Raw genomic sequence first — 23,059 nt, forward strand, 5'->3', positions numbered from 1 at the left:
CATCACAAAGCCAATTTAAACGCTTCGTGCAAGGTTTTGAGGGCGAGCTCCGCTAGAGAAACCTCTACGATCACCGAAATTTTGATTTCGCTCGTGCTGATCATCAAAATATTGATATTTTCTTTAGCTAAGGCTTTAAAGGCAGCACTGGCGATGCCTGAATGCGAGCGCATGCCCACACCCACCACAGATACCTTGGCTACCTGGCGATCGCATTCGACTGAGCCAATATCACGCACATTCTTAAGAACTTGCTGACAAATCTCTACATCCCCTTCGGGCAAAGTGAAATTAATATTGGTCTTACCATTTTTGCCAATGGTCTGCACGATCATGTCAATATTGAGTTTAGCCTCTGCTAGCAATCCAAAAATTTCTCCAGCAATACCCGGATAATCACAGGCATCGATGATATTCACGCGTGCCTGATCTTTATCTAGGGCGATCCCGCTCACGATGGGTTTTTCCACAATTTGCTCCTCTGAGGTGATGAGAGTTCCAGGGTTATCATTAAAGGAATTGCGTGTGATCAAGGGGATACTATACTTTTTGGCTAACTCCACAGAGCGGTTAAAAAGTACCTTAGCCCCCATGGAGGCTAATTCTAACATTTCATCATAGCTGATTTGGGCGATTTTGCGGGCTTGAGGCACAATGCGCGGGTCGGTGGTATAAATGCCATCTACATCGGTGTAAATCTCACAAAGTTGGGCGCGTAAGGCTCCCGCCAACGCCACCGCACTTAAGTCGCTCCCGCCCCTGCCTAGGGTGGTGATTTCTCCGCTCTTGCTTACCCCTTGAAAACCCGCCACAACAACGACAAAATTCTGTGCCAAGAGGTCCTGGATACGGGCGGTGTCAATCTCTAAAATTTGTGCGCACATGAAGTGCGCGTCGGTTAAAATCCCTGCATCTCTACCACTCAGTGAATAAGCCTTTTGCCCAAGAGACTCTAAGGCAATGGCTAAGAGAGCGCTGGAAATTTGTTCCCCGCTGCTCAATAGCCGATCCATCTCACGCCGATTGAGTCTATTGCCAAAACAATGGGCCAGCTCCAACAAATCGTCCGTGGTGTCCCCCATAGCTGAAACCACCACCACCACATCTTCAAAAAGAGCCTTGCTGGCTATCACTCTTTGAGCTACAGCTTGAATACGAGCACAATTCCCCACACTTGTGCCCCCAAATTTCTGCACTACCAGCACCTACAAATACCCTTGCTGCTTAAAATAGCCGATAACCTGGCGATAAACCTGCCGTTTGAAGTGAACCACCTTAGAGAAAAGCTCCCTAGGCTTGACGAATTCGTAGCGATCAAACTCTGGAGAAGGCGTTTTGACATTCACCAAAGTGTTGTTCTTGAGGCGCACCAAAAAATAACGCTGCTTCTGCCCATCAAAGGGATAAAGTTTCTTGGTCATCGTAGGGGGAAAATCGTAAGCGATCCACTTAGGGTATTCGGCGATAACCTCTACCGCATCTGTACCGATTTCCTCCAACAACTCACGATACAAAGCCTTTATTGGGGTCTCACCCTGATCAATCCCCCCTTGAGGGAACTGCCAGGCCCCTTGTATATCAATGCGCTGCGCGATAAAAAACTCACAATCCCTAGGATAGCAAGATGAAAGCACGACAGCGGCTACATTGGGACGATAGCTCTTTTGAGCCTCCATGTGCAGTCCTTTCCATATGCCACAAGGGCACTAAGCTAAGGAATTATAGCACACAGCCCTAAAGCGTACATAAAACCACCTCCCGACAAGGCTATCTATTTTTTGAGAGTGGGGATGTATTTCGCCAACGCATCGATGTCTGCATCACTGAGATTCTTGGCCTGGCTATGCATGATTGCCCCTGAACCATAACGATTGAGAGAGCCCGCCTTGTAGCCCATCAAATCCTCTTTAATCTGTGCACTATCCAGGGTATTGACCACATGCCCTTTTCCAAATGCCTTTCTATCCATGGCAGCCCCGTGACAACCAGCACACTTCTTGACTAGCACCGCCGGGTCAGCCGCCCAAAGTAAACTCAATCCAGTAACCGCCCCCAACAGAATCGCCCTTTTCATAGCCAGCTCCTTACCAAAAATATGCCATAATGGTATTATTTCAAGGATTAAGCTATGCTTAAAACTAGCTCCATTTTCCCTAGAAGTCTATATATCCACATTCCTTTCTGTCAAAGTAAATGCGGTTATTGTGCCTTTAATTCTTTCAGCGGGTTGGAAACCTTAAGAGAATCCTATGTGGAAGCGCTTTGTCAAGACCTAAGAGCCTCGCTAAAAGGGGATTGGCTACAATCAATTTTCGTAGGAGGGGGCACACCCAATATGCTCGATGCCAGGTGTTATGAAAAAATTTTTAACACTATTGTAGATTGTGCGCATTTAAGTCCTCACATTGAAATCACATTAGAGGCTAATCCTGATTTAGTCTCGTTGGAGTGGTGTGCTGCACTCAAAGGTCTAGGCATGAATCGCCTCTCTGTTGGGGTGCAAAGTTTCTTTGAATCTAAATTACACTTCCTGCAACGCGATCACACACCTAAAAATGTCTATACAGCCCTAGAGTACGCCCAGAAAAGTGCGATCGAACATTTAAGTATCGATCTCATTTACAATACGCCTTTAGATACACCTCAAAGTTTAGAAAAAGAAGTGGCGTTGGCTAGTACATTACCTATTGATCATCTCTCGGCTTATAGTTTGACTTTGGAAGATAGTACCAGACTGGCAAAAACATCCCCTAAGGTTCTCCCTGAATTGGATATCTCCATGCGCGCCATGTTACACGCACAGGGTTTTGAACAATATGAAGTTTCCAATTACGCCCGTAACTACAAAGTTAAGCATAATTTACATTATTGGAGTGGCTTAGAATACATTGGGTGTGGGGCGGGAGCCGTAGGACGCGTGGGAAAGGCGCGTCTTTACAAGCTTAAAGATGTAAAAGCCTATATTGCCAATCCTTTGCACGCACGCACGGAACAACTGAGCAACAAAGACTTAGACTTTGAAGCGGTATTTTTAGGTTTGCGGTGCATATTGGGAGTGTCGACAAGTATCTTAAAGGCTGAAAAAATGGAAACAATGTTGAACGAGAGCATATGCTACCAAAGAGGCGATCGCCTCGTAGCCAAGGATTTTTTCCTAGCCGATGAGATTGCCCTGTGGCTGAGCCACTAGGACAATGTCTCTAAGTTAAAAGACGGAGGATGTTCTGTTGTACGGTGTTAGCTTGGCTCATCGCATAGCTACCAGATTGTGCCAAGATGTTATTTTTGCTGAAGTTGGCACTTTCTTGAGCGAAATCTACATCTCTGATTTGTGACTCAGCCGCTTTCACATTCACTTGAGTGATTGTGATATTGTTCACGGTGCTCACCATTTGGTTTTGCACAGAACCCAAGTCAGAGCGCACCTTATCGAGCATTTTTTGCGCAGACTCGGCAATATCCATAACAACCATTGCTCCACGCAAAGTGGTTACTCCAGAGCCCAAAGTGAGGTTCTCAGAGGCTAGGGTTTTGTTATAGTTGGCCCCAGAAGCTGAACGCACCGCCTGGTTAAATTCGCCCAACACATCTCTAAGGTTAACAGTGGTGCTCGCCGCTGTTCCTTTGGCAAAACCGATGGCGGCATAGCCCGCGGATGCACTTACATTGGCCCCGGAAACCACCAAGATATCTCTAGCATCTTGACGCACTAAAGAGAGACGACCGAAGTTTACAGAGCCCTGAGTGATATTTTGTCCGCCATTAAGGGTGCTCAAAGCCAAGCCCTGAGCGTCTACATTGGTAGCATTTGCCTTGATATCGATTCCGCGTCCATCAATGCTGCGCAAATTCAAGCGACCCACAGAATCGGTGTAAGCTTCCACACCTGTCTGAGCTGTTACCGCATTCAAAGCAGCGACCAAACGCCCATCGCTATCGTTCTTCTTGATACCAAGAATATTCCCAATCTGAACCCCATTCACGGACAGGCTACTCAAACTCCCTGATTTGATCGCACCATCAGAAGTTGTGATCACATTGGCAGTCGCACGCACCCCAGTAGCATTGGAATTCTTATTGATAACCTCTGCCAACACACCAAGCCCGGTGCCCGCACTTGTTGAGATTTTCACACTCTCCAAAGAGACATCATGCACCCCATCAACTTGCTTGAAAGTGAGAGCCACCTCACCTGATGCAGTGATATTCTGTCCGGTGGCAATCTTAACCTGACCAATTTTGTCTGAAGTAGCAGCTCCGATACTAGCCTTAATGGTTTCGTTAGAATACGCACCCACTTGGAATTCTTTATTAGAAAATGAACCGGATAACAACGCCTGTCCGTTATAGGATGTTGTATTGCCGATATTGTCCAAGCTTTGGATCAAGCGCACGATATCCGCTTGGAGTGCTTTCCTAGACTGGGTATTCTGCCCATCCTGAGCTGCCTGAGTCGCTTTCACCTTAATAGTATCTAGGATTTTGATTTGTTCATCCATTGCTTTATCTGCGATCTGGATAATTCCCATACCATCATTGGTGTTCGAAATAGCCTGTCCCAAACTCTTTGCTTGTGAGCGTAAAGAATCCGCGATAGTCATCCCTGATGCGTCGTCGGCCGCCTTGTTGATACGCAAACCCGAACTCAAGCGTTCAAGCGACTCTTTCAAGTCGCGTTGTGTAACCAATCCCACGGCGTGGGCGTTCAACGCATTGATGTTCGTATTGACCTGAAATGCCATACTAACTCCTTGTTATTTTAACCTAAAGCATCCTTGCTCTAGTTTTTCTAATATCGGCCATAATTTTGAATTGTAAACTCCCCCACCTGAACTTTTAGGCAAACGCTCCACAGCGCATCAATTTTTGGTAGCGCAAAGTCAAAAAATCGCCTGCTTGGATCAAAGGAAGTTGAGTGAGGAAATAATTTTTAATGGCATGACTTGCCTCAATCTTATCACGGTGTGCCCCTCTTTGAGGCTCTAAAATGATGTCATCGATTAACTTCGCTTGTTTGAGGTCCGTAGGAGTGATTTTCATGGCTTTTACGGCTACCTCGGCTTTGCTTGGATCGTTCCATAAGATTGCTGCACAGCCCTCTGGAGAAATTACACTGAAAATGGAATATTCCATCATGGCTAAACGGTCGGCAATCGCAATTGCTAGTGCACCCCCACTTCCCCCCTCGCCGATGATGATAGAAATCGTGGGAACTTTGAGGGCGGCAAATTCCTGCAAATTCTTGGCGATCGCCTCACTCTGCCCCCTCTCTTCTGCGCCAAGACCCGGGTAAGCCCCTGCTGTATCGACTAACATCAGAATAGGTAAGTTGAATTTTTCAGCAAATTTTGCACTCTTGAGGGCTTTGCGATAGCCTTCAGGATTGGGCATCCCAAAATTACGCTGCAATTTATTTTTGGTGCCTCGCCCCTTTTCTTCGGCAATAACCACGACCGGCACGCCTTCAATCCTACCTATAAAACTTACAATGGCCTTATCATCGCTGAAATGACGATCTCCGAAAATTTCGTAGCGATCCTGCAGAATGAGTTCGATATAGTCCATCGCATAGGGTCTATCAGGATGACGGGCGAGTTGTAGGCGCTGGTAATCCGTTAGATTGGTGTATACATTCTTGATCTCTTTGGCCAAACGCTTTTCAAGAATTTCTTGAGCGTCGACATCCCCTCGAATAGATGCCATCTCAATATCATCCTGAAGACCCTTAATGCGGGTTTCAAAGTCCAAATAGACTGCCACTCTAGGCCCTAGATAGCTTTGAAGATCACCACCGCGTTGGTGCCCCCAAACCCAAAAGAGTTACTCATGACCGCCTGTAGTTTAGCACTACGCGCTTCGTTGGGAATATAGTCCAGATCACAACCTGGGTCCTTGACTTCCTGATTAATTGTGGGAGGTAGCACGCCTTTTTGTAATGCCATGACAGAGATCACCGCTTCAATAGCTCCAGCCGCACCCAAACAGTGCCCAATCTGCCCTTTAGTGGAGCTTACAGGTGGGACATTCTCTTTACCATTGAAAACATTTTTCAAGGCAATTGTTTCGTAAAGATCATTGTAGCTGGTGCTAGTGCCATGCGCATTGATATAGCCCACCTTAACCCCATGTTTGCCGGCCATTTCTAAAGCGCCTCTCATGGCGCGGTAAGCTCCTTCACCATTGGGAGCAGGAGCGGTGATGTGGCTGGCATCTCCACTTTCCCCATAACCTACTAACTCGGCGATAATACGTGCTCCCCGTCGTTTAGCACTCTCATATTCCTCAAGCACTAAAGCCCCTGCACCCTCACCCATTACAAACCCATTGCGTTCCTTGTCAAAAGGTCTGGACGCTTTTAAGGGCTCGTCATTACGGTTAGAGAGAGCGCGAATGGAGGCAAATCCCCCAATACCCACAGGACAAATTGTAGACTCTGCCCCTACGACCAACATACACTCCGCACCCCCTAAAAGAATCGTCTTGTGGGCTTCAATGATGGCATGCGTCCCCGCTGCGCAGGCAGTTACGCTGGAAACATTGGGGCCTTTGATGCCATACTCGATGGATACGAAGCCTCCTATCATATTTACAAGTGCTGATGTAATAAAAAAAGGATTAACCTTTCTAGGACCTTTATCATAACAGTAGATGGAGTTGGCCTCGATATTGCCTAAACCTCCGATTCCAGAACCCGAGCTAATGCCCATCCTATTGGCAAGTGCCTCTGGACATTTACCCTCCACCAAAATTTGGCTCTCCAACATCGCTTCTCTGCTAGCAAGTAAGCCCAACTGGATAAAACGCCCCGCTTTTTTGACATCCTTGAGGTTCATCACAGAGTTGGGATCAAAATCTGTGATCTCAGCCGCGATTTGCACAGGAAAACCCGTTGTATCAAAACAGGAAATCTTCTTGACTCCGCACTTCCCATGCACAACGGCATCGAAAGCAACCTCTTTGTTTAATCCCAGGGCATTCACCATGCCCATGCCCGTTACCACAACCCTACGCAACAACTCTCCTTTCAGCCAAGTGCCTAGGAACCAACAATCGCTATGTTAGCTTGCGCTCTTCGATAAACTTGATCACATCGCCAACAGTTTTGATTTTCTCCGCCTCTTCATCGGGAATATCAATTCCGAACTTTTCTTCCAAAGCCATGATGAGCTCCACCACATCTAAGGAGTCTGCATTCAAATCCTTAATGAAATCCGCTTCCTCTGTTACCTGCGAAGCACTCACATTCAACTGCTCTACAATCACCGCTTGGATATCCTCAAACAACGCCATAAAATCTCCTACTCGAATTTTGCAACTAAGCTCGAATTCTAACCTAAAATCACTTCAGCAACCTTAAATGGCTACTTGCGCTCCAACACATCTACGATTCGATACAAGAAGTAGATGATAACCAACAACAAAATCAGAAATACAAAATTCATGCTCTCTCCTTTAGCAACATACACCCCCTCTTGCTCCTACATATACAATCCGCCATTCACCTTAAGCGTTTCCCCCGTGGTGTAACTGGCTAAATCGCTCAATAAAAAAGCCACCGCCCCAGCAACTTCTTTTGCCTCACCAAGGCGACCTAGGGGAATGTTTTTAAGATATTCCTCTTTTACATCCTCCTTGAGTCCGGCATTCATGTCAGTTGCGATAAACCCGGGGGTGACACAATTAAAACGGATATTGCGCAGAGCCCCTTCATAAGCAAAGGACTTACTCATAGAAATCACTCCCCCCTTGCTTGCAGCGTAATTAGTCTGTCCTATATTACCCCGTTCAGCAATGACAGAAGAGAGGTTGACAACACTCCCAAACTTCTGCTTGCCCATCACCTTGAGCGCTTCACGACAACCTATGAAAGTAGAGCGAAGATTGACCTCGAGTACATGCATGAAATCCTCGGTTTTCATGCGCACAGCCAACTTATCTAGCACAATTCCGGCATTGTTGACCAAATAGCTCAAGCCCCCATCTGCATCCACAATCGTTTTAAACCCTTCCATGAAATCTGCCTCATGAGAAACATCAAATTTCACTAGAGCAGCGCGCCCTCCTAAGGATTCAATTTCCTGCTTAAGACCATCAACTGCCTGCGGATTACTCCGATAATTGAGCCATACTTTCAGAGGCTGACCCTCTTTGTTACGATAACCTCCCAGCAAAAGCGCGATAGCGCGCCCAATACCCCGACTTGCCCCCGTGACTAAGACATTATGCCCGCTAAACTCCATCCGCCCTCCCTACAACTTGGATTCGTAGCGACGCAACATATAAAGGCGCTTAAGAATTTTCTTCTTAGCATTAATTTTTTGCTTTTTGCGCTTCTCTGTTTTAGATTCAAAAAAGCGTCGCGCACGACACTCTGTGACGACTAAATTGCGATCGGTCTGCTTTTTAAAACGCCGATACGCTTCATCGAAGCTATCACTCTCTCTGACCTTGATTCCGGGCATAACATCACCTACTTTCTTGCTCAAATGCGCCGATTTTAACGAAATTTTGTAAATTTAACCTAAAATCAGCATAAATTCTGCTATAATGGTTTTTTTGGGTGCTCATAGCTCAGCTGAATAGAGCAACAGGTTGCGGTCCTGTAGGTCGGGGGTTTGAATCCCTCTGAGCACACCATGCTGCTTCAACACGATGTAAAAGTCCTTTTTTTTTGGAATGCTATGGATGCCTATCAGTATAGTGAACTGCTTAAGGAATTAGAGAGTAAGTGTCAAAATATTGCCCAAATCATCAAGCCTCAGGGTTTGCAGGATACGCTTGCCCTTTTGGAGCGCGAACAAGCCGATCCCCTCTTTTGGCAAGATAAGGAACGCGCCGCCTCTAAGAACCAAGAAAAAGTCAAGATAGAACGGCTTTTAAGCGCGTACCAGAGTGCTAAAAACGCTTTAGATGAGGCGCATGAACTCTTTGAACTTGTGCAAAATGACGATCCAGAGACGCTGACCCAACTCTTTGAAGACGCTCCCCATTTACAAGCGTGCGTGCAGCGCTTAGAGGTAGGGGTGATGTTGACCAATGCCCATGACGGGCGCGATGCGATTGTGAGTATCCAGCCGGGGGTAGGGGGCGTGGAGAGCCAAGACTGGGGGAGTATGCTCTATCGCATGTATTTGCGTTGGGCGGAACGCAAGGGTTTTAAGGTGGAGTTATTAGATTATCAGGAGGGCGAGGAGGCGGGCATTAAAGGGGTGGCCTTCATCATTAGAGGGATCAATGTTTATGGCTACATGAAAAATGAGAATGGGGTGCACCGCCTGGTTAGAATGTCGCCCTTCAATGCCAATGGTAAAAGACACACCAGTTTTGCCAGTGTGCAAGTGAGCCCAGAAGTGGACGATGACATTGATATTGTAATTGAGGATAAAGACATTAGAATTGATACCTATCGTGCCAGCGGAGCGGGCGGACAGCATGTTAATAAGACTGAATCGGCCATTCGAATCACTCATTTTGCCACCGGAATTGTGGTGCAATGCCAAAATGATCGCAGTCAGCACAAAAATAAAGCAATGGCGCTCAAAATGCTCAAATCCCGTCTCTATGAATTGGAGCTACACAAGCAAAGGGAGCAAGGCAATACAGAGGAAAAGAGCGAAATTGGTTGGGGACACCAAATCAGAAGTTATGTACTCGCCCCCTACCAGCAAATCAAAGATGTGCGCTCCGAGGTCGCTTACAGCAATGTAGAGGCGATCTTAGATGGGGATTTAGATGCCATCATGGAAGCTGTGCTTGTGTCGAAGGCGCAATAAGCTAGACGCAAAAAGTCTTTAGCTATAATCCAGGCCAAATTTGGGGTGGTAAGGAGAATGAATGACGCAAGAAGAGTTAGATGCCTTGATCAATGGGGGTGGTTTAGAGGCGATAGAGCCCTTGGATCAAGAGATGGAGCGCGAAAAAGAGCGGGAGGCATCTCTATCCAAGGACGAGCAAAAGGAAAAGGACTGGAATGATGCCTATGAGCATTACATGAAGGTAGACAAGAAAAAGGCCGAGAAATACGGCAAGGTGGATTCTGAGGAGTGGCCTCCTCCCCCCCCTACAGAAGAGCATAAAGTGGTACACCAGCTTGATGATGTTACACGCGATTCAGAGGTCAAGGCGACTCAGGTTTTTGACCAGTTGGACTACATTAGCGCGAGTTCAGAAAACATTATCAAAACCCTCAAAAAGATCAAGATTCCCTTGCAAAAACACCTAGAAATCTTTGAAACTTTGGCGCAAGCTTTCCCACTTATCAATACTTTTCAAACCTCACTAGAAGAAACTCGAGAGATTTTAAAGGGGATCGATCGTATTCAGGAGAGTGCGGAGGGGTGTTCAGATAGCGCGATGCAGGCAATGGACATCATGCAATTCCAAGACATCCACCGCCAGAAGATCGAGCGGGTGATCAATGTCATGCGCGCCCTCACACAGTATATGAATTCTCTCTTTGAGGGCAATATCGAAGATTCCAAACGGGTGAGCTCTGCCTCTTACATCATCGGTGATGATAGCGAGAGTGTAGCGAGTGAAAGCGATATCGAAGCCTTGATCGCAGCTTTTGGAAAGAGGTAAGCTCTTGTATGTCTGTGGAATTATTAGCTCCTGCGGGTAATCTCCATAAACTCAAAATCGCCCTAGATTATGGCGCAGACGCGCTGTATGGAGGTTTAGGGCAGTTTTCTCTGCGTAATCGTGCCTCTAAGAATTTTGATTTAGAGAGTTTTAAGCAGGGGGTGGCGCTCGCCCACGCACGGGGTAAGAAGTTTTATGCCACGCTGAACGCTTTCCCCTTTAATTCTCAAATCAAGCTCTTAGAAGAGCATTTATACAAGCTCGCCGATTGTAAGGTAGATGCGCTCATTATTGCTACGATCGGTGTGCTTAAACTCGCCCAAAAACTTACCCCCCACATTCCTATCCATCTCTCCACCCAAGCCAATGTGATGAATGTCCTAGACGCACAGGCTTTCTATGAAATGGGGGTCAAACGCATTGTCGTAGCTAGAGAGATGAGTTTAAGTGATGTGGTGGAGATTAAAAAGGCATTACCCGATTTAGAGTTGGAAATCTTTGTGCATGGGAGCATGTGCTTTGCCTTTTCAGGACGCTGCCTAATCTCAGCCTTGCAGCATGGACGCGTGCCTAATCGAGGGAGCTGTGCCAATGATTGCCGTTTTGATTACGAATATTACATTAAAAACCCCGATACTGGCGTGATGATGCGCCTTGAAGAAGAGGAGGGTGTGGGGACGCATATCCTCAATGCCAAGGATTTAAATCTAGCTAGCCATATCGCCCCTATTTTAGAGAGCAAGGCTATTAGCGCACTCAAAATTGAAGGGCGCACCAAATCCAGTTATTACGCTGCTATCACTACTAAGACCTATCGCACCGCCATCGAAGACTATTACAATAACCAACACCGCCCAGTACTTTATCAAGCCGAGTTAGCCACGCTCAAAAACCGCGGTTTCACGCAAGGTTACCTCATCCAACGCCCTCACCAACGCCTAGACACCCAAAACTTTAAGAGTGCGATCAGTGAGGGGGATTTTCAAGTCAATGGCGAGGTGCTTGCAGACGGGCAATATTTTTTGTGCAAATTTACTACAAAACCCCATGTTGATTATGAAATCGTGCTGCCTTACAAGGCAGACTTAACCCCCATGCTCAATGACATTGGAAAAATTTACACCTTTGAGGGAAAATACTATCTCTGTTTGTATAAAATTTTACTCCAAGATGGGCGAGAGCTAGAAGCCATTCACAGCGGCAACACGCACCCGGTTAGACTCCCTACCAAGCTCCCTCCTCATAGTTTTTTGCGCACTAAAAGTGCCTCTTGAGCGTACAACTCACGCCCCCACATCGTTACTGAGCTCACACAGCACGCGGATATTTTGGCTGTGGCTGTCATAGACCCAGTGTTTGTCAAAGGCGCGCTTTGCCCCCGAGTTGCCATTGACATCGAGCAAATAAAAGCGGTTCTTGTCTTGGCGTTTTTGGCGCATTTGTTGCTCTAAGTTTGAATCAAGCCCGCCAAAGTCCCCATCTGAGATTACTAGCAAATCTGCCTTTTTATAATTTTGCTCCTGCATCGCTCTTAAGCCCTCTTCTAAAGCCAACCCAACATCTGTCCCGCCCCCAAAACTCATGGTTAAAAACTCATTGAGCCTAGCAAAGCCCCCGCTCTTGCTTAAATCCATCGCACTCGTTTGGGAGCTAAAGTTAATTAAAAAGCAAGATCGTTTGCTCTTTTTGGCATGGGAGGCTAAAAAGAGTGTGAGGGCTTTAGCGATGAGTTCGGGCGTGCCACTCATCGACCCGCTAGTATCTACGCAAATGATGATAGGTCCTTTTTCTCCCTCTTTTTCCTGTTCCTTTTCTACCTCTACCTCCACCTCCTCTACCCCCTCCAAATGGTGGTCTATATAGCCCTGCTTTTCAAAGCAAAAGAGGCGTTTTTCTGTAAATTTCAGGTAAAACAACACCTCCAAATCAGGGTCATCGAGCAAAGCTAACTCTTGGGGGATCAAATTTTCTAAATCATTGCTCAGATGAATCCCGCAAATCTCCTCTTTATAATCCCTAGTAGGGTGGCGTTCTGTGTAAGAATAGCTTTTAAGCTCCTTGATCATCTCTTTAATCATTTCTTGCTGCATTTCTTTCATCCGCCCCAGCAGATCGCAAATTTGCATTAAGGCTTTGTTGTTTTTGATCTGGGCAAAGAGGGCGAGGATTTGGGCAAGATTTAAACGCGTGGGGTTAGCCCCCTGCAAAGAAAAGCCCCTACTCCCCTCTTGTTCTCTCTTGCCACCCTTGCCCCCCTGCTCTAGCTCTAGCCCCGTATCCAGTCCCTCCAAACTCTCTAACGCGCGTTTTTGTGCCTCTAAATCGCCTAAGCCCTCTAAATCTAAAGATTCTAGGGCTAGCCCCCTAGCGTCCATAAATAACCCCTCGTTTCCAAAGAGTTCGGGGGCTTGTTTGGTCAGCTGTTTTGCCTGCCATAGGGCTTTAAACCACGCACGCATGCGCTCTAAAAAATCCTGCTCCATTTTGGCTTGTGTGGCGTGTTTCCATGTGGTGATCTTGTGATCTAAAACCCCTTGCCACTTATCTAAAATAAAGCGGTGCAAAGTGGCGTGATCTTCTGGGGTTTTAAGCCCCTTTTCTTGGGTGTCAATAAAACTGAAATCTTCTTGGGGGTTGTGGGTATGAAACTGGGCGCGGGTATTTGCCACTAAATCTTTTTGCTCTAAGTGGGCGTGTTTGCGCTGGTAGTGGGCTAGGCTCTCCTTAAAAAAGGGGTGGTTTTTTAAAGCCTCTTTAATTTGGCTGTCCTTTTCTTGGCAGGCTAGCTCAAATTGCGCGGCGATCTGGGGGTCTTGTAAGAGATCGTAGGTTTGGAGGTCGTTCATTTGGCGTTTTGGTAGTCTTTTTTCATTTTATCGGCGAGATTTAAGAGATGGGGGACGCAGTTGTAGCTGTAATTGGATAGTCTCTCCATCCAACCATTTGGGCTATACGGGTAATTGGTATTATTGAGCACTTGCTCTAATTGATTTCTTTGTTGTTTGTCTTTGATGTAGTTTTCTAAGGTTTTTGCAATGCTTGTAACGGCCTGTTTAAATTCTTTGGTGTTGATGACTTTTTTATCGTCCATACGCCCACGTTTTTGGATAATTTCTGTAATGCTCTGCGTGAGTGTTTGGAGTCGTTGTTCTCGTCTTTGTTTCTCAAAAACGCCCGCTTTCGCGTCCCTCAAGAGTTCTTGTAATCTCAAGCGTAGGGTTTGAAAAGCTCCTAAAAGACCTGCCTCTTTAGGGTCTTTTTTGAGGTCATCAATGGTGTTGTCAAAGTAGATATGCAAGTTATCATACAAGCGCTGGTGTTTTTCCTCTAGGGCCTCGTTAAGAAACACCTGCTTTAAGTTTTCTAGCTGTCTTTGGGCGTGTTCTAGGCGGGTGTTTCTATACAGCTCCTCTAATTTCAAGGATAAAACTTTAAATTCTTCTAGTAGCCCTTGCGTGCCTGAAAAGGCAATTTTTTGATCGACAGGGGATAAAAATACATTAGCCTCTTGGCTTGCCTCTTGTAGCTCTTGGTTCAAAGCTTGGGCGTGGGCAGTGGTTTGTTGGCGCAAGTCTTGGTAGGCATTAGTAAAAGTTTTTAAAGAATCCGTAGTCATCTTTTCAAGGTGTAAAAAGCTCTCTTGCGCCTTTTCCAAGTCTTTAGCCCTTGTATGGCTACTTTTCAAGCATTGGGCTAAGATCGCATTGACTAAGGGGATTTGCTCTAGGCTATCCCACAGACAATGCCTAAGCAAGGCGAGATCGGGGGTGCTAACTTGGGGCTGGTCGCTAAGCAGGGCGGCAACCTGTAAGAGTTGGGCGCATTGTTTAAAGCGCCGATCGGAGGGAGTGGCAACCAAATTAGAATCGGGCTCTGTAGTTTCTTGCTCTTCTTGTGTGGGCGCGCTCTGGCCTAAGAATTTTGCCACTAAGGCGGGGTTGTGCTTTAATTGCTCTAAGGTCGCCTTAATGGTATGCAAACTCTCTAGGGCTTCTTGGCTAAAGGGAATTTGGGCGGCTTGCTGGTGGATACTCTCTAGCTCCTCTAGGCTAAAGGTATGTTGACTAGAACTCTTGCCCTCTTGGCTGGTGATGAGTTTTAAAAAATTCTCTTTAGATTTTAGGGGTTCTACAAAGTAGCGCAAAAGCATGCGATCGTAAAGGGCTTCTAGCCCTTGATTGGTGGGAGGGAACTCATTGCTCGCGCACACAATGCCCTTTAGGGGGACTTTAATATCCGTGTCGCCCTCTTTGAAAAGGCGTTCGTTGATGATGGTTAGTAGGGTGTTTAGGATTGCTGGCGAGCTTTTCCAAATCTCATCTAAAAAGGCAAAGCTAGCGGTGGGTAAGTAACCTTTGGTGTTTCTCACTAGGCGGTTTTGTTTGAGTTGCCCGATGTCAATGGGACCAAAAATATCCTCAGGGGTGGAAAAGCGGTGCATGAGCGCACTAAAGAAATCTTTAGGCTCGCCAAAGGCAAGGCTGACTTTTCTAGCGATCATGGATTTTGCCGTGCCGGGGGGTCCGTATAAAAAAATGGCTTTACCGGCGAACATGGCGAGCAACACCAAGCGCACGCATTCCTCACGCTCATATAAATCTTTTTCTAACTCGGCAATGAGATTTTTAACTCTGCTTTTATAAGACATGGGACCTCCTAAAAAAGGGCTATTATAGCGCAGATTTTAAGTGCTCATGCTGTGTTCACTGCTTGCAGTCTTTAAGGGAGGGGTAATTCACGATGGCTTCAAAAATGCGTTCAATCTGGGAGAGATCGAGCTCTAAGGGACATTTGTAGTAATGGGCGATGCTGACAAAGTGTTCTGGGTGGTATACGCTCACCACGCCATCGCAGATATGATTTAAACTCTCTTCTATAGCTTTGGGAATAATGGGAGTGAGCACAATAATGCTTCTAGCGCGTTTGTCCATACAAGTTTGGATGGCTAAACCTGCCGTGATCCCCGTTTCGATGCCTTGATCCACGATGAAGACATTTTTATGAGCCAGGGATTTGAGCATGTTGCCCTTGCGGAATTTGTAAATTTTAGAGAGAATTTCTTCCTCGTAAATTCTCTTAGCTTCGCCATAGACATAATCTAAGCTGATCTCAAAAGCCTGGATAAGGTTTTCGTGCATGATAATTCCCATGGTCTCGCTGACTAAGGCGATTTCGCATTCGCGATTTAGTGGGGCGTAAATAGAACCGCTAAAGAGAAAATCTAAATCCACGCGCAATTTCATGGCGAGTGCATGGGCAAATTGCAGACCCTTAAGGCTGGTGGCAAGCATGATCGCATCGCTGGTATCTAAATGGCGCACAAGCACTTCATTGATGAGCTTGTGTAGAGCGTCTTGGTAGTCTTTAAAGAGGGTTTGAGTCATTGTTTTAGGCGGCGATAGGTTAGGTTGGTTTTGGTGATGGGAGAGAAGTCTAATTCTAATTTGATATAACTATTTTCATAGATTTTAAGCGGATCATTGGGGTTGTCTGTGAGCACAGGGCGGCGGCGGTTGACAAATTTGAGGCCAATACCAAAACAGCGGATTTTCTTGAAGATGCCTACATCCCAGTTTAGGATCACATTCTTGCTAATGTCATAACCAATAGAGCCAGTTAGCGAAAACCATCTAAAATCATTACTGAAACCAGCTTTGAGGTAGTTAGAGTTGTTTTCTACAATTTTATTGATCCCATTGTCGTTAAAATTGGATTTAAGATAGTAGGAAATGTTAGCCACAAGAAATTTGTAATTGTAATTGGCGTTGATAGACACCTCATCCAAGCTATTGTAATACCATGAGTAGAAAAGTGTGCCATAAATATTCAAACCCTTGAGGGGTGAAAAGCCCAGTTTGGTTTCCATGGGCATGCGCAACAAAGAAATTTTATCATCGAAATCCATCGACTGGGCGATGCGCCAATAGAAAAGTTCTTGTCCATTGATACCATAGAGGTATTGGGTGAGGTTTAAACTGAGTTGCCGACTGGAGGGATTGCGCTCAATAATTGCCGAAGGGTTCCACACCGAATCGTAAATTTGACCGCGGTAATCGTAGTCGCTCAGCGTGTTAGAGGTGAAGTCATTGCGTGCCTGCGCACTGAGCACATACATTTGATCGTTGAACAAGCCATTAGCAAAGTTGTAGTAAGTGCCTTGTAACACCGCTTCTAGTTGGACGGTGTGGAGCAGTTTATTGTATTCGCGTGCCAGGTCTGTGTTAAGATAGAGGGTGTAAGCGCTGGAGAAATAATTCCCATACACCCTAGACACTCCTGGAATATTAGGAACATAGCTATTTTTGGTGTTGCCTATGACGACATTGCTCAAGTTAATATTATTCCACAAGCCCACAGAAAGGTATTTTTTAAAAAGCGAGAATTGCATGCCCAAAGGAATTTGAATGGTGTTTTGCACATAACCATAACCCACTTCACGCACGATGTCGTGGAATTGGTAGTCTAAAGAGTAGAGAAGGTGTTTCCACCCCAGAGGTGCTAGGTATTTGTGGTATTGCAAACTGGGGAGGGATTGAAAGGTGCGATCGTTATTAATTTTATTGAGGTTGAGGAAGTATTTTAGATTTAAACCATAGTAATGATTATTGGTTTGGATATAGTAATTGCCTCGCGACATGTGGGTGGCATCGGTAATGCGTTGGTTGACCTTTTCAAAGCGTACATAATCTAGGTCGTTCATGTAGAGGAAATCTAGGTAATAGGCGTTGTCTAGCTTGGATTTGAGTCCAAAGTATTTTTGGAATGCCTGACGGCTAGCACTCAGTGTCTCAAACCCAAAGACATTTTGGTTGCGCAGATGATAAAGCTCTGTATAGTGATTGTAGTTGCGGAAATAACGCATGTTGAAGATGAATTTATCTTGGTGGGAATTAATCATTCTAAAATCAAAATTGAGTCCCAAGCCCCTTTTGGAGCGGATTTGAGGCGTTAGAGTCATGTCCCATGAATCCCTAGGTGCAATGTAGAGAGGTTGCAGGTAAATGAAGCCCGCCAGATTGGAAGTGCCAAATTCAGGGTATAGAAGTCCGCTGGAGCGTTTGGTACTCGTTGAGGTGAACACATAGGGCAAGTAGAGAATGGGAATATTGCCCAAGTAAATTTTAGGATTCCAAAGCGAAAGATGGGACTTATCTGCGTTGAAGCGCCCTGAAGTCGCGTTAACATGCCAAATGGGGTTGTCAATACTGCAGCCAGAAGCGGTGAGATTTTTGATGTAGTATTGGTTTTGCTTGGCATGGGCGATGTCTGCGCTGATCCACATTCCGCTAACGCTATCTTGCACATAAAAGGGAAAGATGAGCTCGTACTTCTCATTGAGTTTTACCTTAATATGCTCCGCGCGCACCAAGAGGCCCTCTCCGCGATAGATCTTGACATGCCCCTCTAAAATGGCTTCCTTTTTCTGGGTATCGTAAATCGCCTTATCGGCTAAGATATACACATCGTAATTGAGCAAGATCGCATGCCCGCTAGCCGTTACAATGTGGTTTTGAGCGTCTACGCGATCAGCTAAAAGCTCAAAAATCTTGTGATTTTTTTTGTCAAATTTCTGCACGGCGATTTGCTGCTTGGCTTGCGCCACTATGGCAAATAGCCATCCTAATAGGAATAACCACCAGCGCATTCATTTAGTCATGATAACCAAAGTCTTGGCATAGCGATCGTGAAAAACACGCTGAAATTTGTCCTTAGAAAGATAGATGAAGGGGCATAAGAGAGCCATTTCCTTGAAGGCGCAGCGCTTTAATCGTTCTATCCAAGTAGGATTGTCTAAACTCTTCAAACTCACCACGCGCAAATGGAAGACAATTTTTCCAATGCTCACCCCAAAGCCCCCCATGCACAGCCCTTCATAGAAAATGTGTAAGGATACATAGAGTAAGACATAGCGCAGCACGGCGTGGGTTTTGAGAATGAAGCCCACATGCAAGACATCGAGCCAACGCGTGTTAAAATCCCATGCTAGTAGGCTCACCAGAAGCATATCCACACCATAAGCTCCCACCCGACACCACCAAGGAGGCAAAACCAAGCGCTCCTTATAAAGAATTTCCTCTAGCTTATAAGGCTCCAAAACTATTATCCGTGCTAATATCCAATATCTTCTCTAAACTGCATGCCCTCAAATTGCACCTTATTGACGAGTTCATAGGCATGTTCTCTAGCCTCCAGTAGAGATTTTCCCACGCCAACACATACTCCCACACGCCCTCCAGACACCAAAAAGACTCCATTTTCTTGGGCAATGCCCCCCAAATCCAAATGCCCTTTTTTTTCGTCGATAGGGTCGATGTAAACACTCTGTCCTCCAGAAACTTTGTAGGGGTAATCTTTGGAGGCAAGCACCACACCTAAGCAATGCTGAGAGTATAACTCTAGGGACAAATCTTGGAGTGTATCGTCCAAAGTTGCTAAACAGAGGTCTAAAAGGGGGGTTTTGAGCAGAGGTAAGAGCACACCGCACTCCGGATCGCCAAAGCGCACATTGTATTCGAGCAAGTAGGGCTCTAACCCCCCCTGTGTTTCTACCACCATTACTCCCGTATAGAGCACTCCTACAAGGGGCTTGTTTTGCTCTACCATGGCTTTTAAAATAGGCTCGATGATTTTGGTGGCGATGGCGTGCTGTAGGACTTGGTTACACAAATTCGTAGGCGCGAACGCCCCCATCCCCCCCGTATTAGGTCCATTGCCCGAGATCTGCTTGTAAGATTGAGAAGGGGGTAAGAGAAGGTAGTTTTGGTGATGAACTAGCGCACAAATGGAGAGTTCAAAACCGGGCAAAAATTGCTCTAGCACAACTCTTTGTTGTTGCTTATCGCAAAACAAGTATTCTAGTGCCCGCAACCCTTCTTCTTGATTTTGCGCAATGACCACTCCCTTGCCTTGACATAGCCCATCTGCTTTGATCACGAGGGGATAATGACTTTGTTCTAAGTGTAAACGGGCTTGATCGTAACTGGAGAGCACCACATAGGGCGCGGTGGGTACACCATAGCTTTGGGCTAATTCTTTGGCAAAGCTCTTGGAGCTCTCTAACAGACTAGCTTGTTGGCTAGGTCCAAAAACTTTGATTTGTGTATGCGCAAAGGCATCGCTCAGACCCTCTACCAAAAGGGTTTCTGGTCCAATCACCACTAAATCCACCTTTTTATCCAGCGCAAAAGCCACCAATTGGGCGTGATCGTGGTAGGACACATTCACCCCGATATTCTGTGTTCCCCCATTCCCGGGACAAAAATAAATATCGCCTACGCGTGTGTCTTCTCTAAACTTGCGTCCCAGCGCGTATTCTCTAGCGCCCTCTCCGACAATCAAAATCTTCTTCTTCATTTAAACCCTATTTTAGTCACCCAGACGAGCGTTACTATGTTGCGTAGTTCAGCAGAGCTACGGATTGACTAGGAGGACTCTCTTAGGTGGCAGATTTGCACATCCAAAGCCATGCAAAAATACCAAATCACACAAAAGCCACTACAACCAGCCTTACTAGTTGTGTATAAAAGAACTTACCAAAAGTAGAAACACGCGTCGTCCAGGCTAAATTTGGCATGTCATTATACTTCAATTTAACTTAGATCGTAATAGTGATTGTGTTAAAATGGGTGTAGAAAACTTGTGTGCCTGCTTGGGAGGCAAAGCGCACATGTTTCTTCTGCGTGTAGTCGATGTTGATTTTTAAAGCTTGCGCGCTGGGATTAGAGCAAGTGAGTTTGGCCAGTAGAGTGCAGGCCTTGTGTAAAAGACTCTCTGAGGGGGCGTAGGGGTGGGAGAAAATGACCATGTGTGCCCCGGGTTTGTCTTTGACATGTGCCCAAATGTCGCGTGCGCGCGCCATTTTGAGAATTTCGCGGTTTTCCTGTTGGTTGCGTCCAATCATCACCCGTGTCCCCTCGATATCAAAACTTTCCAAATGGGCGTTTGGCACGCTGCGTCGTGTGGTTTTGGCACGCAAAAGGGTCAAATCTTCTAGGCGCGCTGTGGCTAAAAAAGCCTGTTTGGCCTGCAAAAAGGCGATCTTGGAGCGAATATTTTCTACTTGTAATGCGATATGTGTGGCTCTTTGCTGGCTTTTCTTAGCCATTTTAAAGAGTTTATTGGCCGCATCGCTTAGGGTGCGCGCTTGTGGGGGCAAAGTGATGTGTTGCTCTTCCAAAACTAGTGTTTTTGCATACACCAAACTGGGGTCTAAATGGTGTAAATGTGCCAAGATCAAATTAGCATGGACACGCTGTTGTGCAGATTCTTGGAGGAGTTGTGGCGCGCTGGGTAAGCTTTCTAAGCGTGCCTGCAAAGTCTGTTCTTTTTTCTTCCAATTGCGTTTCAAGCCTGCCTTTTGACTCTCTAAGGTTTGCATGCTCACGCGGGTATGCAGGGCATGGAGTGCCTCAAAAAGGTCCTGTTCCAACATAGGTTCTAAGGGAGGGCGTGTAAAAGCAGGTTTAGCTAGAGGAGTTAGGATTTGGGCTTTGATGACGGGGCGATAACTCTGCTGTGCGCTCACAAAGCGCAAGGCTTCTAACACGCGCCCCTGCGCATCTAATAAGATCGCATTGCTATGCTTGCCCGTGAATTCCAATTGCAAAAAGGCATGGGTTCTCTTGTAGCTATGCGCACATTCTAGCGCGATCTTTAAGATTCGATCGTCATTTTCTAAAGAAGCGTCCACAATTCTAGCATTGGAGGCATATTTTTCTAAGGCAAGATTGAAAGGGGTTTTGGAGTAGCTAGCATGTGCGCAAAGATCGATGTAGAGATAACTCTGCGCTCTGTGCATGCATGCCTTGAAGCAATAATGAGGGGTGTCTAACACGAGTACATGTTGGTGGGCGCGGATGGTGATTTTAGATTGTTTTTTTAAGAGTAAAGCACTATGGTACAAAAGCGCGTAGCTAATCATAATTCAACTTCATTCTAGCGTAAGCTAGGGCTTCCTGCCCCAAGTTAGCGTCTACCATGCGGGCAATTTCGAGCACTTGCTCGTCTTTATTGAGTAATTTGATGTGGGCGTGGTGGTTATTTTGGTAGACCAAAAAATGTCGATCTGCTAGACCGGGGAGATGCGGTGCGTGTGAAATGGCGATAACCTGGTAATGCGCGCTCAATTCTTTGAGAATTTGCGCTACATTCGCGCTCTCCTGTCCACTCAGATTAGCATCTAGTTCATCGACTAGGAGAGTTTGAATAGGGGTGTTGGAGTGTTGTCTCTTTGCCTGCAATGCCAACAGAGCAAGGCGCAAGCGGTTACATTCTCCCGCACTCCAGTGCGCGCTTTTACCCAAGAGTAGATGCACATTCTCTAACCCATGCACTCCCAAGGGCACTGCCTCTAAGGCTAAATGGGGTGTTTTGAGCAAAAGGGGAGTGGTGTAATTCTCCAGCATCGCTTGCATGGTGCTTAAGTGTTGTTGGCGTTCTTGCTTCACTTGCAAGCCCCATTGCAAACAGGTTTGCTCGCATTTTTGTAAGTGTTCTTGCGCATGTTTGACATGTTTTTCATGTTCGCAATAGCGTTGGTAATCTTGAATTAAGGCATCTCTTTTGGAGCGCGCCTGTGCCTCACTCCCATATTTGCGCACAATGCTCCCTAATTGGCTCATCTGATCGAGGAGGTTTTCCATGTCTACATGCTCTAATTCTTCTAAAGCAAACATTTGTTCACGCAAAAGTTGTCTAGCCTCTTCTAGCTGGCATTGAAGCTGTTCTTGGAGCTGGCGCGGAGCCTCAATGCATGCCAAAGCTTTGCAAATGTGTGCACTCCACTCTAGGGCACTCAAACCCTCTTTAATGAGGGCACTATGCTTTTCCTTGCTTTGGTGCTGATTCTTCAGAGTTTCTAAACGGGCATAGGCCCCCTCTTCTAATTCCACGCTTTGTAACTTAGTCAGCTCAAAGCGCGTGATCTCTTTGAGCATTTCCAGACCGGAAGTTTCTTGCTGGAGTTTTTCTAGTTCTTGACGTGCGCGGGTGTAATCACGGTAACTTCGAGCGAAGGATTGGAGCAAGCTAGGGTCTAAAAAACTATCTAAAATCTCCAGGAGCATAGACGCACTAGGGGCGTGGGCGTGGCTGGAAATGTGTAGTAAATGCGGTGTAAAATAGCCTTGCAAAGCCTTTTTACTCATAGACATGCCATTGTGCATATAGCGAGTCTTTTTGTCTTTTTTGATCTGGACAAGATGAGGAGTATCCACATGCCAGTGCACTTCTAAGGTCTTAGCACACATGGGGGCTAGTCCCACACTGGCTAAAATACATTTTAGAAGCACGCTTTTCCCGCTACCGCTTGCTCCACTAATGACATTTAAATGGGGACTTAAGTGCAAAGAAGCTTGCTCAAAGACAACCCCTTGTTCGATCATCACATACTCTATCATTTGCTTCCAAACTTAATTAAATCTTATAACCAGACTTAATAGCAGCGTTACTAAAGGGGGCATTGTAGCACAAAAACAGC

General features: G+C 46.0%; 21 protein-coding genes and 1 tRNA gene. 5 read left to right on the forward strand and 17 right to left on the reverse strand.

Features of this window, described 5'->3' with window-relative positions; translation table 11 throughout:
• Positions 1-2 precede the first annotated feature (2 nt).
• The 3 genes from C6H04_RS03395 to C6H04_RS03405 all read right to left on the reverse strand — a co-directional run bounded on the left by C6H04_RS03395 (position 3) and on the right by C6H04_RS03405 (position 2,074).
• Positions 3-1,205 carry an aspartate kinase gene (locus tag C6H04_RS03395; RefSeq protein ID WP_104732332.1) on the reverse strand — a complete coding sequence of 401 codons (1,203 nt, stop codon included), beginning with the start codon at positions 1,203-1,205 and terminating at the stop codon, positions 3-5.
• Complete coding sequence (locus tag C6H04_RS03400; RefSeq protein ID WP_104695859.1) at positions 1,206-1,676, reverse strand: RNA pyrophosphohydrolase; 471 nt, start codon at positions 1,674-1,676, stop codon at positions 1,206-1,208. It abuts the gene before it with no gap.
• Between the two features lie 95 nt (positions 1,677-1,771).
• Positions 1,772-2,074, reverse strand: coding sequence for a c-type cytochrome (locus C6H04_RS03405; RefSeq protein WP_104695860.1), 303 nt, complete (start codon positions 2,072-2,074; stop codon positions 1,772-1,774).
• Positions 2,075-2,128: 54 nt separating this feature from the next.
• Here C6H04_RS03405 and hemW point away from each other — a divergent pair, with 54 nt between their 5' ends.
• Positions 2,129-3,190, forward strand: a complete 1,062-nt coding sequence (gene hemW / locus C6H04_RS03410) for a radical SAM family heme chaperone HemW (RefSeq protein WP_104732333.1) — start codon at positions 2,129-2,131, stop codon at positions 3,188-3,190.
• A gap of 10 nt (positions 3,191-3,200) precedes the next feature.
• Here the strand turns inward: hemW and C6H04_RS03415 are convergent, their stop codons facing one another.
• From C6H04_RS03415 to rpsU, 6 genes are all read right to left on the reverse strand, one after another.
• Complete coding sequence (locus C6H04_RS03415; RefSeq protein WP_104695862.1) at positions 3,201-4,742, reverse strand: flagellin A; 1,542 nt, start codon at positions 4,740-4,742, stop codon at positions 3,201-3,203.
• Between the two features lie 94 nt (positions 4,743-4,836).
• Positions 4,837-5,760, reverse strand: a complete 924-nt coding sequence (gene accA / locus C6H04_RS03420) for an acetyl-CoA carboxylase carboxyl transferase subunit alpha (protein ID WP_104695863.1) — start codon at positions 5,758-5,760, stop codon at positions 4,837-4,839.
• Positions 5,761-5,768: 8 nt separating this feature from the next.
• Entirely contained in the window at positions 5,769-7,013 is a 1,245-nt protein-coding gene (locus tag C6H04_RS03425) for a beta-ketoacyl-ACP synthase II (RefSeq protein WP_104732334.1), read from the reverse strand.
• Between the two features lie 40 nt (positions 7,014-7,053).
• Positions 7,054-7,290 carry an acyl carrier protein gene (acpP, locus tag C6H04_RS03430; protein ID WP_104695865.1) on the reverse strand — a complete coding sequence of 79 codons (237 nt, stop codon included), beginning with the start codon at positions 7,288-7,290 and terminating at the stop codon, positions 7,054-7,056.
• Between the two features lie 188 nt (positions 7,291-7,478).
• Complete coding sequence (gene fabG, locus C6H04_RS03435) at positions 7,479-8,240, reverse strand: 3-oxoacyl-ACP reductase FabG (protein ID WP_104732335.1); 762 nt, start codon at positions 8,238-8,240, stop codon at positions 7,479-7,481.
• Between the two features lie 9 nt (positions 8,241-8,249).
• Positions 8,250-8,462, reverse strand: a complete 213-nt coding sequence (gene rpsU, locus C6H04_RS03440) for a 30S ribosomal protein S21 (RefSeq protein ID WP_006018650.1) — start codon at positions 8,460-8,462, stop codon at positions 8,250-8,252.
• Between the two features lie 98 nt (positions 8,463-8,560).
• Between rpsU and C6H04_RS03445 the strand changes: the two genes are divergently transcribed.
• The 4 genes from C6H04_RS03445 (at position 8,561) to C6H04_RS03460 (ending at position 11,855) form a co-directional block, all read left to right on the forward strand.
• Positions 8,561-8,637 (forward strand) — tRNA-Arg (locus C6H04_RS03445).
• A gap of 44 nt (positions 8,638-8,681) precedes the next feature.
• Positions 8,682-9,773 carry a peptide chain release factor 2 gene (gene prfB / locus C6H04_RS03450; protein WP_104695867.1) on the forward strand — a complete coding sequence of 364 codons (1,092 nt, stop codon included), beginning with the start codon at positions 8,682-8,684 and terminating at the stop codon, positions 9,771-9,773.
• A gap of 61 nt (positions 9,774-9,834) precedes the next feature.
• On the forward strand, positions 9,835-10,581 hold the full coding sequence (gene cheZ, locus C6H04_RS03455; protein WP_104695868.1) for a protein phosphatase CheZ: 747 nt from the start codon (positions 9,835-9,837) through the stop codon (positions 10,579-10,581).
• Positions 10,582-10,589: 8 nt separating this feature from the next.
• Entirely contained in the window at positions 10,590-11,855 is a 1,266-nt protein-coding gene (locus C6H04_RS03460; protein WP_104695869.1) for a peptidase U32 family protein, read from the forward strand.
• A 9-nt stretch (positions 11,856-11,864) separates the two neighbouring features.
• Here the strand turns inward: C6H04_RS03460 and C6H04_RS08115 are convergent, their stop codons facing one another.
• The 8 genes from C6H04_RS08115 to C6H04_RS03500 form a co-directional block, all read right to left on the reverse strand.
• Positions 11,865-13,427, reverse strand: a complete 1,563-nt coding sequence (locus tag C6H04_RS08115) for a VWA domain-containing protein (protein WP_233711838.1) — start codon at positions 13,425-13,427, stop codon at positions 11,865-11,867.
• On the reverse strand, positions 13,424-15,229 hold the full coding sequence (locus tag C6H04_RS03470; protein ID WP_158653807.1) for an AAA family ATPase: 1,806 nt from the start codon (positions 15,227-15,229) through the stop codon (positions 13,424-13,426). Before C6H04_RS03470 ends, C6H04_RS08115 begins: the two co-directional genes overlap by 4 nt.
• A 55-nt stretch (positions 15,230-15,284) precedes the next feature.
• A complete protein-coding gene (locus tag C6H04_RS03475) occupies positions 15,285-15,965 on the reverse strand; it encodes a phosphoribosyltransferase (RefSeq protein WP_104732336.1) in 681 nt (226 codons plus the stop codon).
• On the reverse strand, positions 15,962-18,226 hold the full coding sequence (locus C6H04_RS03480) for an LPS-assembly protein LptD (RefSeq protein ID WP_104695871.1): 2,265 nt from the start codon (positions 18,224-18,226) through the stop codon (positions 15,962-15,964). The genes C6H04_RS03475 and C6H04_RS03480 overlap by 4 nt, the downstream gene beginning before the upstream one ends.
• Positions 18,227-18,628 carry an RDD family protein gene (locus C6H04_RS03485; protein WP_233711839.1) on the reverse strand — a complete coding sequence of 134 codons (402 nt, stop codon included), beginning with the start codon at positions 18,626-18,628 and terminating at the stop codon, positions 18,227-18,229.
• Between the two features lie 62 nt (positions 18,629-18,690).
• Entirely contained in the window at positions 18,691-19,935 is a 1,245-nt protein-coding gene (purD, locus tag C6H04_RS03490; protein WP_104732338.1) for a phosphoribosylamine--glycine ligase, read from the reverse strand.
• 241 nt (positions 19,936-20,176) lie between these two features.
• A complete protein-coding gene (locus tag C6H04_RS03495) occupies positions 20,177-21,502 on the reverse strand; it encodes an NFACT family protein (protein ID WP_104732339.1) in 1,326 nt (441 codons plus the stop codon).
• The gene (locus C6H04_RS03500; protein ID WP_104732340.1) at positions 21,495-22,979 is read right to left on the reverse strand and encodes a DNA repair protein RecN; all 1,485 of its coding nucleotides are present in this window, start codon (positions 22,977-22,979) and stop codon (positions 21,495-21,497) included. The genes C6H04_RS03495 and C6H04_RS03500 overlap by 8 nt, the downstream gene beginning before the upstream one ends.
• Positions 22,980-23,059: the final 80 nt, after the last annotated feature.

The organism is Helicobacter salomonis (genome assembly GCF_900197775.1).
GTDB classification, from domain to species: domain Bacteria; phylum Campylobacterota; class Campylobacteria; order Campylobacterales; family Helicobacteraceae; genus Helicobacter; species Helicobacter salomonis.

What these genes read in the sequence shown, in the direction of transcription:
- C6H04_RS03400 (WP_104695859.1), bottom strand. Translation starts at nt 1,676, where the DNA reads ATGGAGGCTCAAAAGAGCTATCGTCCCAATGTAGCCGCTGTCGTGCTT.
- C6H04_RS03405 (WP_104695860.1), bottom strand. Translation starts at nt 2,074, where the DNA reads ATGAAAAGGGCGATTCTGTTGGGGGCGGTTACTGGATTGAGTTTACTT.
- hemW (WP_104732333.1), top strand. Translation starts at nt 2,129, where the DNA reads ATGCTTAAAACTAGCTCCATTTTCCCTAGAAGTCTATATATCCACATT.
- C6H04_RS03415 (WP_104695862.1), bottom strand. Translation starts at nt 4,742, where the DNA reads ATGGCATTTCAGGTCAATACGAACATCAATGCGTTGAACGCCCACGCC.
- acpP (WP_104695865.1), bottom strand. Translation starts at nt 7,290, where the DNA reads ATGGCGTTGTTTGAGGATATCCAAGCGGTGATTGTAGAGCAGTTGAAT.
- fabG (WP_104732335.1), bottom strand. Translation starts at nt 8,240, where the DNA reads ATGGAGTTTAGCGGGCATAATGTCTTAGTCACGGGGGCAAGTCGGGGT.
- rpsU (WP_006018650.1), bottom strand. Translation starts at nt 8,462, where the DNA reads ATGCCCGGAATCAAGGTCAGAGAGAGTGATAGCTTCGATGAAGCGTAT.
- prfB (WP_104695867.1), top strand. Translation starts at nt 8,682, where the DNA reads ATGGATGCCTATCAGTATAGTGAACTGCTTAAGGAATTAGAGAGTAAG.
- cheZ (WP_104695868.1), top strand. Translation starts at nt 9,835, where the DNA reads ATGACGCAAGAAGAGTTAGATGCCTTGATCAATGGGGGTGGTTTAGAG.
- C6H04_RS03460 (WP_104695869.1), top strand. Translation starts at nt 10,590, where the DNA reads ATGTCTGTGGAATTATTAGCTCCTGCGGGTAATCTCCATAAACTCAAA.
- C6H04_RS08115 (WP_233711838.1), bottom strand. Translation starts at nt 13,427, where the DNA reads ATGAACGACCTCCAAACCTACGATCTCTTACAAGACCCCCAGATCGCC.
- C6H04_RS03470 (WP_158653807.1), bottom strand. Translation starts at nt 15,229, where the DNA reads ATGTCTTATAAAAGCAGAGTTAAAAATCTCATTGCCGAGTTAGAAAAA.
- C6H04_RS03475 (WP_104732336.1), bottom strand. Translation starts at nt 15,965, where the DNA reads ATGACTCAAACCCTCTTTAAAGACTACCAAGACGCTCTACACAAGCTC.
- C6H04_RS03480 (WP_104695871.1), bottom strand. Translation starts at nt 18,226, where the DNA reads ATGCGCTGGTGGTTATTCCTATTAGGATGGCTATTTGCCATAGTGGCG.
- purD (WP_104732338.1), bottom strand. Translation starts at nt 19,935, where the DNA reads ATGAAGAAGAAGATTTTGATTGTCGGAGAGGGCGCTAGAGAATACGCG.
- C6H04_RS03495 (WP_104732339.1), bottom strand. Translation starts at nt 21,502, where the DNA reads ATGATTAGCTACGCGCTTTTGTACCATAGTGCTTTACTCTTAAAAAAA.
- C6H04_RS03500 (WP_104732340.1), bottom strand. Translation starts at nt 22,979, where the DNA reads ATGATAGAGTATGTGATGATCGAACAAGGGGTTGTCTTTGAGCAAGCT.